This window comes from Chromobacterium sp. LK1 (assembly GCF_001043555.1).
In the GTDB taxonomy this organism is placed as follows: domain Bacteria; phylum Pseudomonadota; class Gammaproteobacteria; order Burkholderiales; family Chromobacteriaceae; genus Chromobacterium; species Chromobacterium aquaticum.
Genome location: NZ_LDUI01000046.1, coordinates 1 through 12,021 on the forward strand (window position 1 = coordinate 1; position 12,021 = coordinate 12,021).

Genomic DNA, 12,021 nt, shown 5'->3' on the forward strand with positions numbered 1-12,021 from the left:
ACTTCAGGAAGCATGCGCCATTGGCAGCCACTGCGGAGCAGGTACAGCACGGCACAAAACACCTCATACAAGTCCACTCGACGGGGACTTGTTCTCTTACGCGCGCTTTCCAGAAGTGGTCTGATCACTTCAAATTGTTCGCGACTGATATCGCTTGGGTAGCTTTTTCTCACCTCTATATTTTCTCACACTCTGCTCTACTCAGAGACTTTGAACAGGCTCTTAGAGGAACATGCCGCCGGAGGCTTCCACCCGCTGGCCGTTGACCCAGGCGGCGCCGTCGCGGAGCAGGGTGGCGATGGCGCCGCCGATGTCGTCGGGCCGGCCGACGCGGCCCAGCGCGGTTTGCGCGGCGATGTGGGCGTTGACCTGGGCGTTGTCGCGCACCAGACCGCCGCCGAAATCGGTTTCAATCGCGCCGGGGGCGATGACGTTGACCGCGATGCCGCGCGGCCCCAGTTCCTTGGCCAGGTAGCGGGTCAGCACTTCGACGCCGCCCTTCATCGCCGCGTAGGCGGCGTAGCCGGGCAGGGCGAAGCGGGTCAGGCCGGTGGAGACATTGAGAATGCGGCCGCCGTCGGCGATCAGCGGCAGCAGCGCCTGGGTCAGGAAGAACGGGCCTTTGAGCTGGATGTTCATCAGTTGGTGGAATTGCGCCTCGCTGGTGTCGGCGAAGGCGGCGTGGATGCCGATGCCGGCGTTATTGACCAGGAAGTCGAAGTCGGCGCGCTGCCATTGTTCGGCCAGCGTCTGGCGCAATTGAGCGGCAAAGGCGGCGAAGCCGGCGCTCTGACTGACGTCCAGCGCCAGCGCGGCGGCTTGGCCGCCCAGCGCCTGGATCACGGCGACCACCGCCTCGGCGTCGGCGGCGCGGCTCTGGTAGGTGATGACCACGTCCACGCCCTGGCGCGCCAGGTGCAGGGCCGCGCTTTTGCCCAGGCCGCGGCTGCCGCCGGTGATGACTGCGATCTTCTTGCTCATGGGAATCTCCTGTGTGGGGCGGGTGCAGGCTTGGACCCGATGAGCTCAGTTTATTGTATGGTTTTTGATAAACAAATATCGTTTTTTTAATTATAGTGTTCGTATCAATATAACAATTGAGCGGTGGACATGAATAAGCTGGAAGCGATGCAGATTTTTGTGCGGGTGGCCGAGCTGTCCAGCTTCACCCAGGCGGCGGATAGTTTGGGCCTGCCCAAGGCCAGCATCTCGGTGGCGGTCAAACAGACCGAGGCCTGGCTGGGCGCGCGCTTGCTGCATCGGACCACGCGCAAGGTGCAAATGACCCAGGACGGCCAGGCTTTCTACGAGCGCTGCAAGGATGTGCTGGCGGACATGGACGAGCTGCAAAGCATGTTCCAGCGCGGCGAGGAGGCGTTGGGCGGGCGGCTGAGGGTGGACATGCCCAGCGGCGTGGCGCGCTACCAGGTCTTGCCGCGGCTGGACGAATTTCTGCAGCGTCACCCGCGGCTGGAACTGGAACTGAGCAGCACTGACCGCAAGGTGGATATCGTGCGTGAGGGCTTTGATTGCGTGTTGCGGGTAGGGGGGCTCAACGATTCGAGCCTGGTGGCGCGGCCGCTGGGGCGTTTCCGCCAGCTTAATTGCGCCAGCCCGGCCTATCTGGCGCGCTACGGCGCGCCCGCCAGCCTGGACGATCTGGCGCGGCACCGGCTGGTGCATTATGTGTCCACCCTGGGCGCGCGTCCGGCCGGCTGGGAGTGCCATGACGACGGCGGCAGCCGCTGGCTGAGCATGACCGGCAGCGTCATCGTCAACAATGCCGATGCCTACCAGGCCGCCTGCCTGGCCGGCCTGGGCCTGATCCAGGCGCCGGAGTCCGGCGTGCGCCATCTGCTGGATAGCGGCGAGCTGGTGGAGGTGCTGCCGCAGCATCGCGCCGCGCCGATGCCGGTGACGCTGTTGTACGCGCATCGCCGCAATCTGCCGCGCCGGGCGCAAGCGTTCATGGATTGGCTGGCCGAGGTGCTGGCGCCGCATCTGGCGTGAATTGGGCGCAAACATGGCGGTCCGGGGCCAAGCTGCCCTATCATGAGGGCTGTGCAACCGTCTTGCTTCGTCATATCCCCACCATGATTGTTAGACCCACTACTTCTTGGCTGCGCCTGTTGTTCGTCTGGCACGGCTCGGTGCTGCCGCGCATCATGCCGCGCCTGCTGTTGGTTTTTCTCATTTCCATCGTCACCGCCGCGGTGCGCGGCTGGTGGCTGAGCGAGCACGCGGATTCCGCGCTCAGCATTCCCGCCTTCACGCTGATGGGGGTGTCGCTGGCCATCTTCCTGGGTTTTCGCAACTCGGTCAGTTATGAGCGCTTCTGGGAGGCGCGCAAGCTGTGGGGCAGCCTGTTGATCGTCAATCGTTCACTGGCGCGGCAGGCGCTGTCGCTGGCGCCGGACAACGCCGACGCGCAGCGGCTGATAGATGGCTGTTGCGCCTTTGCCTACGCGCTGAAGGCGCAGCTGCGCGGCGATGACGCCGACGCCCATCTGCGCCGGCTGCTGCCGGAGGAAATACTGTCCAAGGCGCTGGCTGCGCGCTTCAAGCCGGCGCTGATCCTGGCCTGGCTGGGGCAGCTGACCGCGCGCATGCGCCGCGACGGCGCGCTGAACGACATGCAATGGCATGCGCTGGACCGCAACCTGAATTCGCTGTCGGAAGTGCTGGGCGGCTGCGAGCGCATCGCCTCCACGCCGATTCCCTTCACTTACCGGGTGCTGCTCAACCGCACCGTCACCGTTTACAGCCTGCTGCTGCCGGCCGGCCTGGTCACCAGCATAGGCTGGCTGACGCCGGCGATCGCGGTGTTCATCGCCTACACCTATCTGGCGCTGGAGGTGATAGGCGAGGAGTTGGAGGAGCCGTTTGGCAAGGAGGGCAACGATTTGCCGCTGTCCGCGCTTTGCCACGGCATCGAGGCCTCGCTGCGCGAAATGCAGGGCGAGACGGTGGACGCGCCGACGCCGGCGCCGCAGGGGATTTATCTGTATTGAGCCATTGAGCAGCAGATCGTAAACAGGTTCTTAGAACCTGTTCAAAGTCTGCTGCGCTTCGGCGGGATGGATAGAAATGGGCGTTGAAACCGGCTTCGAAATGCTCATGTACCACTTGTACATTCCGCTTTCTCAGCGGTTTTCGCCTTGTCTCGCTCTTGCTCGCGAGACTGTGAACAGGTTCTTACAGCGCGGCCAGCTCGTCTAGACGGATGACGCGGGCTATCGTCGCCAGCTGGCGCATTGAAACCTGGTGTTCTTCCTCGCTGGCGGCGGCGCAGCCGTCTTCCAGCACCAGCACTTGGTAGTCGCGGTCGTGAGCGTCGCGCGCGGCGGCCTGCACCGCCCAGGTGCTGCTGACGCCGGCCAGGATCAGGCGCTCGATGCGATGGGCGCGCAGCACTGCTTCCAGCGAGGTGGCGTAGAAGGCGCTGACGCGCGGCTTGATCACGATGGCGTCTTCCGGCCTTACGTCCAGCTCCGGGTGGAAGGCGGTGCCGGGGCCGGACAGGTCCAGCGCGCCGAATTCGTGAGCGCGGCCGAACAGCGGCGAGTGCTTCGGCTGGTCGACATAGGACGGCGCGAAGCCCACTTTCACTTGCGCCACCAGCCAGCCGCGGCGGCGCGCCTCGGCGATGGCCTGGTTGGCGGCGGCGATGACGCCGCGCTGGCTGGCGTGTTCGGCGCAGCGCGCCACCTTGCCGCCGGCCACCATGATGTCGTGAATGTAATCCAATCCGATAAAAGCGGTATTCATTGCTGGGGTTCCTGCGGTGTTTGCGGAGAGTTTCGCGCGCGGCGCGGCTTTGACCGCGCCGCGCGGCGGCTTATTGCGGTTTCATGCAGTTGCTCATCCAGCGGATGCCGAAGCGGTCCACCAGCATGCCGAAGCGCGCGCCCCAGAAGGCTTCCTTCAAGGGCTCGGTGATCTGGCCGCCTTGGGCCAGGGCCTGGAAGATCGCGGTCTGTTCCGCTTCATCGTCCAGCGCGATATTGAGAGTGATGTTCTCTCCGTGTTGCGGGATGTGGCCCGGCATGCCGTCTGAGGCCATGAAATGAACGCCGCCAGCTTTGAATTCGGCGTGCAATATCTTGTCCTTCGCTTCTTCCGGGCTGGGAAAGTCGGCGTCGCCAAAGCGCATCATGGCGACGACTTCGCCATTGAAGCACTGACAGTAGAAGGCCAGCGCCTGTTCGCATTGGCCGTGGAAGTTGATATAGGGTATCAGCGTTTTCATCGGAAACTCCTGGGTGGGGCAAGGAGAGAAGGCGCGCGCCGGCTTCACGCCGGCAGGCATAGCCGCAGCGCGTCGCGGATCGCGTCCACCGATGCCGGCCGCGTCAGGCGGGCGGCTTCCTGGCCATGTTTCAGAAAAATCAGCGTGGGCCAGAGCTTGACGCGGTAGCTGCGTCCCAGCCGGCGGCCCGGCCCGTCCTCGATCTGCAGGTGACGGACCGCGCCGGCATCGGCCAGCGCCTGCTGGATCAACTCCTGAGCCGCCTGGCAGTGTCCGCACCAGGGCGCGCCGAATTCCAGCAGGGTGACGCCGGGCTGGGCGTCCAGTTCGGCGCGTTCCGGCGCGGAGTCGCGGTAAAGCTCGGGCATGGCAGGGAAACCGGGGCAAGGGTGGACTTTCAATATGCCAAAGCGATCGCGGTTTCGCCAGCGTCTTATTTGGCCGGATGCCGGCGGCCGGGCTTGCCAAAAGCGGGTAAAACCGCGACGATGCAGGCCCACATCAGCCATGGCCAGGTTTTTACATCATGAAATCGCGCAACGCTTCCGGCGGCCTGGTGTATTCCACCGAATTTGGCCGCATGTGCCCGCAATGCCGGCAACCGTCAAGCCAGTGCCAATGCGCGTCGGTCGCGGCCATACCGGCCGGCGACGGCGTGGTGCGGGTGCAAAGGGAAACCAAGGGCCGCAACGGCAAGGCGGTGACCGTGGTCAAGGGCGCGCCGTTGGGCGCGCTGGAGTTGGCGCAATTGGGCAAGCAATTGAAAAACGCCTGCGGCAGCGGTGGCACGGTCAAGGACGGTGTAATTGAAATCCAGGGCGATCATTGCGATCAAGTCATCGCCATCCTCGCGCAGCGCGGCTGGGTGGTGAAGCGCGCCGGCGGCTAGGCCGGCGTCCACGCCTTGCAAGCCGGCCGGTTCGCGGCCGTCATTTCCTACAGCCTTGCCTTTTTAATTGTTTGGCATTTTTTGCCGGCAATTATCTTTTTGGCAATGCCGATGTTTTAGGAAATTTCTTATATTCGCGCTCATAACAGCTCCAATACGATATTCAAATGGATATCAAACGTTTGGTGCTTCGGCCATGGTCAATTCTACAGCCGGCGGTTTCCAGCATGGCATGGCTATTGGCTGGGGCGCTGCTGCTGTGCGCAATATTCATTTCAATTATTTATTTGTATGTCCAGTTCAATCGCCTGGTCGCGGAGCACCGCATTGCCATCAGCGAAACGGCCTATACCGCTAAGGCGGTTCTTAATCTTCGTGAAGAATTCCTGAAACATGTGGCCGGGCCGGTATTGATCGGCCCGCCGCGTCGCGACGCCACCATGCAGGGTGGGGAACCGGTTTACCGTGAGCTCAAGCCCGGCTTCTTCCTGGCTTTGTCGCCAGCGGATCTGCGCCAGGCAAGGCGCCTGCATGTGAATCTGCTCTTCATGCTGGGCCGCGAGCAATTGACGGTCCGTCGGCTGGAAAGTGGATTTCCGGCTGAGACGCCGGTGCCGGAGCGGGTGCAGCGCCAACTGCGGGAGCGCACCGAATGCATGGAGGCGTGCGAGCCGGCGTGGCTGTCCGACCGGAGAGACCCGCTGCGCCGCATGTATATGGCACTGCCGGTGTTGCGGACCGTCGAATTGGACAAGGGCGAACAGGCTTGGCTGGCGTTGGAGTTTCAGCCGGCGGAGTTGCTGGCCAGCCAGGCCGCCAGCGGCTACGAATTCACGCTGAGCGACGCCGCAACCGGGATGGAGATTTCCGCCCCGGCGGCGCGCGATCAGGCACCCGGCTGGCAAGGCTGGCTGGGTGCTATCTTGCCCGGCGGCGGCGTGCAGGCGCTGTTCGCGCTGGAGTCGGGATGGACGCTGAGCTATCGCTATCCGGCGGCGGCGCTGCTGGGCGAAATGCGCGGCGCGGCGCTGAACAGCCTGTTGCTGCTGGGCTGCACGTTCTTGCTGCTGGCCTTGTGTGGCTTGTGTCTGCTGCGTCGTTTCGTGTTGCCGGCCCAGCGTAGGCTGCGGCAGCAGGCTGATAGCGAAGCCTTCCTGCGTTCGGTGTTCGATGCCGCGCCGGTTGCCCTGTGCGCGCTGCGGCGGCGCGATGGCCAGACGGTGCTGGAAAACCAACTCGCCCGCGACTGGTTACCCGCTGCCAAGCCGAACTGGAAATCGGTGGAGTGGGTGGAGCGGGTCTACCCGCGCGCGCGGCCGCTGCCGGCAGGCGGTGGTGGCGAAGAACTGCTCACCGTGGACGGCCGTCATTTGTTCGCCAGCCTGGTGCCCAGCCGCTACCGAGGCGAGGAAGTGCTGCTGTGCGCGCTCAGCGATATCAGCCTGCGCAAGCAGGCGGAGCAGGAACTGGAGCGTGCCAAGCAGCTGGCCGATGCCGCCAATGAGGCCAAGACCGCCTTCCTGGCCATCATGAGCCATGAAATCCGCACCCCCTTGTATGGCGTGTTCGGCAACCTGGAATTGCTTAAGCACAGCGCTCTTGATCCGCAGCAGCAAGGCTATGTGCAGGCCATTCAGAATTCTTCCGCCACGCTGCTGGGTCTGATCAACGATGTGCTGGACGTTTCCCGGATAGAAGCCGGTCAACTGCGGCTGGAGGCGGAGCCTTTCAGCCTGTTCGACCTGGTGCACGAGACGGTGCACGGCTATGCCGCCTCGGCGCTGAGCAAGGGCTTGTGGATCTATGCCTGCGTGGATCCTCGGTTTTGCCTGCCGGTGCGGGGCGATCCGCACAAAGTGCGCCAGATTCTGAACAATCTGCTCAGCAATGCGGTGAAGTTCACCGACAGCGGTCGCATCGTGGTGCGTTGCAGCGTCTTCAACGGAGAGAATGACGCCGGCTGGGCGGCGATACAGGTGGCCGATACCGGCGTCGGCATTGCCGCGGCGGATCAGGCCAGCCTGTTTCAACCGTTTTTCCAGGCGGGCGAAGGGCGCGGCAAGGCTGGCGGCGCGGGACTGGGCCTGCCGATCTGCCTGCAACTGGCGGTGCTGATGGGAGGGGATATCGATGTGGTCAGCGAACCCGGCCTTGGCAGCAGTTTTACCCTGCGCCTGCCGCTGAGCCCGGAAGCGGGTGCCGTCGCGCCGCTGCTGGCGCGGCGTTTGATCCATGTTTGCGCGCCGGTGCGGGAACTGGCGGACAGCCTGAGCGATTGGCTGAATGCGCTGGGCGCCCAGGCCGCCGTGTGCTCGGCGGAGGAGTTGCCGCGCGATGGCTGCTGCGTGGAAGTGTGCCTGGACGGCGGCCCGAGGCGGCGCGCCAACTGGCCGGGCGCGCGGGTGTGGCGCGGCGGCGAAGCGGCGCGCGCCGCCGCCGTCTGGGTTTCGCTGTACGAGCCGGCGGCCATTCTCCATGCCATCGTCGCCGAGTTGGACGGGCTGGCGGCGCGCGCTCCGCCAGCCTGGGACGCCGCGATGCCGGGCCGGCTGGAGCTGCGGGTGCTGGCGGTGGAAGACAATGAGGTCAATCGGCAGACCTTGAGACAGCAGCTGGAAATGCTGGGCTGCCGGGTGCGGCTGGCGGCGGATGGCATGGATGCCTTGCAGCAATGGAACGCGCGCGACTTCGACGTGGTGCTGACCGATATCAATATGCCGCGGATGGACGGGCTGCGGCTGACACGGGCCATTCATGAGCGGGAGCCGGGGTTTCCGGTGGTGGGCACCACGGCCAGCAATCTGCCGCAAGACCATAATCAGGCGCGCGCGGCTGGCATGGCGGCGGTGATCGTCAAACCGGTGGACTTGGCCGGCCTGTTTCAATGCCTGGGTGCATTGGAGCGCAGCACGACGCGCGGTGATCTATCGCAGCCTGCCAATTGAGGGCGGCCTGTTGTCATGACGGCCGGTATGGGCGGACGCGTCTGCGAGAAGAAATGAAGCGATGGCAAAACAGATGCGTTCCATCGACACGCTGACCCGCTTGTCCTGGCAGCTGAACGCGGGTCTGATCCTGGGTCTACTCCTGATCTGGAGCGCGCTGGCGGCCAGCTATTGGATGGCTGAGCTATGGCTGGACGAAAAACAGAACAATGCGCAGCGGCATTTCGATTGCATAAGCGGGGTGATCCGCGAGCAAGAGATCTTCCTCAGCCGTGGCGCGCGGCGTAATCCGGCGATCCCCGGCGTGAATTGGTCGGCGTTGTCGGGAGAGGGTGCGCGTTTTGACGACTACCTGGTGCAGGAGGGCCGCGGCTCGCCGTATGCGATGGCTTTCAGCATCGGCTATCCGCAGGGCTACCCACCGGCGCGGCGGGACGCGCTGGCGGCTTTGGGCGCGATGGGCGCGGATTATTTCAGCGCTTATTGGGCCTTGGCCAAGAGCGCCGCGCCGCAGACCTTCTTGCTGGCGCTGAATGAGGAAGCGGCGCTGGCGGTGCCGGCGGCCGGCCGGCTGGAGGGGGCAACGGCGCTGACGCCAGCTGATTTCCGGACCAAGGCGGCTGGCCTGCGCCGGCTGGCAAGGCAGGCCGCGCTGGCGGGCGACGGCAAGCTGCGCTGGGCCGCGGGCCGCGACGCGCCGGAACTGGGGGACTCCCTCATCGTCGCCTTGGTCCCGGCTTTTGTCGACGCGCGCTTTCGCGAACTGGAGCCGGTACTGGCGGTGTCCCTGCTGGATCCGGAGCGCGACTGCGCGGCGGAGGCGCCGGAGCTGCGCGGCTTCGATACTGTCAGCCTGATCGCGCCGGATGGCCGCGCGCTGCTGGGCGCCGTTGCGCCGGCCGGTTTGCGCGCGGGCCTGAATTTCAGCCGCCAAGGGCTGCTGTTTTACTTTCCGCCTGGGAAGGGGCAGGGCTGGTCCGCGCTTTACCGTGTGGATTACCGGCGTTTGCCGGCGACGGATCTATGGGCGCTGGCTCTGCCTTTCGGCGCGCTGCTGCTGGCCCTGGCCGGGGTGTGGGCGGCGCGCTGGCATCGCCAGCGGGTGTTGGCACCGGCCTTGGCGCTGGCCGAGGGGGAGGCGTTCTATCGCACGCTGACACAGCGCGCGCCGCTGGCGCTGCTGGCCTTGGATGCGCAGCTGAGGCCCTTGCTGGAGAACGCGCTGGCGGCGGCGTGGTTCGAGCGCGAGCGCGACTATCCGCAGCTGGCGGCATTTTGGGACGAGGCGGCGGCCGCGGACGAGGCCGGCGGGCTCTCCGTCTGCCTGAGGTTGGGAGGCCGCTATTTGCAGGCCAGGCTGGCGCCGGCGCGTTACCGCGGCGTCGCCGTCATATTGTGTGTCTGCAGCGATGTTTCGGCGGAGCGGTTCCGCGTGATGGCGCGTCAAGCCGCCCGCAGGCAGGCGCGGCGCGCGAGCCGGGCGCGCTCCGGCTTTCTTGGCCTGATGCGCGCCCAGATCCGCGCGCCCTTGCATGGGGTGCTGGGCGCGTTGGAGTTGCTGCAGCGATCGCCGCTGAACCCGCGTCAGCGCGCCAGTCTCGATACCTTGCAGCAAGCCTCCGCGCGATTGCGGCAGGTGATAGGGCTGGCATTGGACCTCTACGGCATGGAGGCTGGCCTGGCGCAGCGTGAAGAGGTGGAATTCTCGCCCTTGCAACTGGCAGAGGCGGCGGTGCGGGCCGCGGCGGAGCAGGCCAGACGCAAGGGTTTGCGCTTGTATGTTTGCGTTGCCGTCCAGGCGCCGGAGCGAGTGCGCGGCGATGCGCGGAGCATTCGCAAAATACTGGATCAGCTACTGGATAACGGTATTCAGTTCACCGAGTCGGGTTGGGTGATTTTGCGAGTGAACGCTGTGAGGCGCGGGCAGGGGGAGGTGGAACTGGAGTGGCAGGTGGCGGATACCGGCGTCGGCATGGACCAGCGGCGTCAGCGCTTGCTGTTTGCTCCGTTTTCTGCTGACACGGCCGGTCTCGGCCTGCCAAGCTGCATGCAGCTCAGCCGGCTGCTGGGCGCGACATTGCGCGTGGTCAGCGAACCCGGCCTGGGCAGCAGCTTCAGCTTGAAGCTGTCGATGGATGTGACCGCGGCGACGGAGCCGACGCCGTACCCGGCGCTGGAACGGGCCGAGGTGCTGTTGCGCTCGCGGCAGCGGGAACTGGGCGAGAACTTGATGGAACGGCTGCGGCGGCAGGGCGCCGGCGCGCGCTGGTTCGACGCCGCCGCGCCGCCGGCGGGCACCGGCGTCGTGGTGCTGGACCTGGACCCGGTGGATCAAAGGCCACCGTCAGGCGGCGTCCGTGTATTGGCGGTGCCTGGCGGGCCGTCGCCGGCGCAGGCGCGGCTTGACGGCTGGCTGGTGGACATCCACGACGTGCAGGCGATGCTGCGGGCGGTGAGTCTGGCGCGGCAAGGGTTGCCCGGCCGGGGAGAAGAAGCGCCGCCGCCGGTTTTTCCGCGAGGATTAAAAGTGCTGGCGGCGGCGAACAAGCCCTTGAACCGCCAACTGCTGCGGCAGCAGCTGGAACAGCTGGGCTGCGAGGTCTGCATGGTGGACAACGCTCAGCAGCTGCTCCAGCACCGGCTGCTATCGGGCTGTGATCTATTGATCCGCGACGCGGACCGACCGGCGGAGGACGCGCATCAGTTGGCGCGCGCCTTGCGCGAGCGGGGCGCGCGAGCGCCCATCGTCGTGCTGGCCGCCAGGCCTGATTGCGGCGTGACGTCCGGCGATATCGACGCCTGGCTGGCCAAGCCGGTGCGACTGGATGAACTGCGCGCCATCCTGGGCCGCTTGCTGGCGGCCGCTGCCGTGCCGCCGCAGGACGAGGCCGCGGTGCCCGCCGAGATGCGCGCGCTGTTTCTGCAAATCATGGGCAGCGACCTCGTGGCTTTGCGCCAGGCATTGGCGGCGGGTAAGGTGCGCGATGTCGCCGCGCTGCTGCATCGCATGAACGGCGCGTTGGCGGTGGTGAGCGCCACGCGCCTGGTGCGCGACCTTCAGGCCTTGGAAACGGACCTGGCGGAGACGCTGGATTTGGAGGCGGAGCGGGCCAGGATAGAGGCGGCAGGCGAGCGCATCGCCGCCATCATGCGCCGTGTCGCCGGAGACTAGGCATGCGCCGGCGCCGAGCGCCAAAGAATTGCAAACCATGGGCAGGGAAAAGTATGAACAAGCTATCCGTATTGATTACCGATGATCATCCCATCGTGCTGATGGGCATACGTGGCATGGTGGAGAGCACCAGCCAGTTCGAGGTGGCCGGCACCGCGCACAGCGCCACCGAACTGATCGAGATGCTGACCCGGATGCAGCAGAGTTCGGCGCTGCCGCCCATCGTGGTGACCGACTACAATATGCCCGGCGACGAAACCCACGGCGATGGCATCAAACTCATAGGCTATCTGCTGCGGCGCTTCGCCAGCGTCAAGCTGTTGATCTACACCATGGTGTCCAATCCATTGATCATTGCCAGCCTGTACGACCTGGGCGTGGCCGGCGTGGTGCAGAAAACCCAGCCTTTGACCGAACTGCGCAAGGCGCTGGAATGCGTGGCGGGCGGGCGGATTTACCGGCCGGGGCTGCGCGCGACGCCGGACGCGGCGGACAAGATCAGCAGCAAGGTGGAGAGGTTGTCGGCGCGCGAGTTCGAGGTGCTGCGTCACTTCGTCGCCGGCATGTCGATGGGAGAGATCGCCAAGATGCTCAACCGCAGCGTCAAGACCATCAGCGCGCAAAAAGTGGCCGGCATGGGCAAGCTGGGCGCCAGGACCGACCAGGAACTGGTGGCCCTGTGCGTGGAGCTTGGCTTGTTCCAATAAGGCCCGCTAACAAAGCCACTGATCCTGCGTTGCGCTACTGTACTGCCTGCGTCGGCGCG

The 12,021-nt window shown here is 65.5% G+C and carries 12 protein-coding genes; 6 read left to right on the plus strand and 6 right to left on the minus strand.

Annotated features, from left to right (window positions below):
* Window positions 1-173, minus strand: a 173-nt coding sequence (locus VI26_RS24000; protein WP_156183968.1) for a transposase, incomplete at its 3' end; no start/stop codon positions are given.
* A gap of 49 nt (window positions 174-222) precedes the next feature.
* A complete protein-coding gene (locus tag VI26_RS19365; protein WP_048411405.1) occupies window positions 223-981 on the minus strand; it encodes an SDR family NAD(P)-dependent oxidoreductase in 759 nt (252 codons plus the stop codon).
* A 129-nt stretch (window positions 982-1,110) separates the two neighbouring features.
* On the opposite strand from VI26_RS19365, the gene VI26_RS19370 reads away from it, so the two are divergent.
* Both VI26_RS19370 and VI26_RS19375 read left to right on the plus strand, forming a co-directional pair.
* A complete protein-coding gene (locus VI26_RS19370; protein WP_048411406.1) occupies window positions 1,111-2,010 on the plus strand; it encodes a LysR family transcriptional regulator in 900 nt (299 codons plus the stop codon).
* A gap of 62 nt (window positions 2,011-2,072) precedes the next feature.
* Window positions 2,073-3,011, plus strand: coding sequence for a bestrophin family protein (locus VI26_RS19375; RefSeq protein ID WP_231581060.1), 939 nt, complete (start codon window positions 2,073-2,075; stop codon window positions 3,009-3,011).
* 184 nt (window positions 3,012-3,195) lie between these two features.
* On the opposite strand, the gene VI26_RS19380 is transcribed toward VI26_RS19375, so the two are convergent.
* The 3 genes from VI26_RS19380 to VI26_RS19390 all read right to left on the minus strand — a co-directional run bounded on the left by VI26_RS19380 (window position 3,196) and on the right by VI26_RS19390 (window position 4,617).
* Window positions 3,196-3,768, minus strand: coding sequence for a cysteine hydrolase family protein (locus VI26_RS19380; protein ID WP_048411408.1), 573 nt, complete (start codon window positions 3,766-3,768; stop codon window positions 3,196-3,198).
* Between the two features lie 70 nt (window positions 3,769-3,838).
* Window positions 3,839-4,249 (minus strand): VOC family protein, encoded by a 411-nt coding sequence (locus VI26_RS19385; protein ID WP_048411409.1) that lies wholly within the window; start codon window positions 4,247-4,249, stop codon window positions 3,839-3,841.
* 44 nt (window positions 4,250-4,293) lie between these two features.
* Entirely contained in the window at window positions 4,294-4,617 is a 324-nt protein-coding gene (locus VI26_RS19390; RefSeq protein ID WP_048411410.1) for a thioredoxin family protein, read from the minus strand.
* A 158-nt stretch (window positions 4,618-4,775) separates the two neighbouring features.
* Between VI26_RS19390 and VI26_RS19395 the strand changes: the two genes are divergently transcribed.
* The gene (locus VI26_RS19395) at window positions 4,776-5,138 is read left to right on the plus strand and encodes a translation initiation factor Sui1 (RefSeq protein ID WP_048411411.1); all 363 of its coding nucleotides are present in this window, start codon (window positions 4,776-4,778) and stop codon (window positions 5,136-5,138) included.
* A 275-nt stretch (window positions 5,139-5,413) separates the two neighbouring features.
* Here the strand turns inward: VI26_RS19395 and VI26_RS24890 are convergent, their stop codons facing one another.
* Window positions 5,414-5,671 carry a hypothetical protein gene (locus tag VI26_RS24890; protein WP_197081541.1) on the minus strand — a complete coding sequence of 86 codons (258 nt, stop codon included), beginning with the start codon at window positions 5,669-5,671 and terminating at the stop codon, window positions 5,414-5,416.
* On the opposite strand from VI26_RS24890, the gene VI26_RS19400 reads away from it, so the two are divergent.
* The 3 genes from VI26_RS19400 to VI26_RS19410 all read left to right on the plus strand — a co-directional run bounded on the left by VI26_RS19400 (window position 5,672) and on the right by VI26_RS19410 (window position 11,962).
* Window positions 5,672-8,083, plus strand: coding sequence for a response regulator (locus VI26_RS19400; protein ID WP_197081542.1), 2,412 nt, complete (start codon window positions 5,672-5,674; stop codon window positions 8,081-8,083). It begins immediately after the preceding gene.
* Window positions 8,084-8,144: 61 nt separating this feature from the next.
* Complete coding sequence (locus VI26_RS19405; RefSeq protein WP_048411412.1) at window positions 8,145-11,255, plus strand: hybrid sensor histidine kinase/response regulator; 3,111 nt, start codon at window positions 8,145-8,147, stop codon at window positions 11,253-11,255.
* Window positions 11,256-11,308: 53 nt separating this feature from the next.
* Window positions 11,309-11,962: a response regulator gene (locus VI26_RS19410; RefSeq protein WP_048411413.1), complete on the plus strand. Its 654-nt coding sequence runs from the start codon at window positions 11,309-11,311 to the stop codon at window positions 11,960-11,962.
* Window positions 11,963-12,021: the final 59 nt, after the last annotated feature.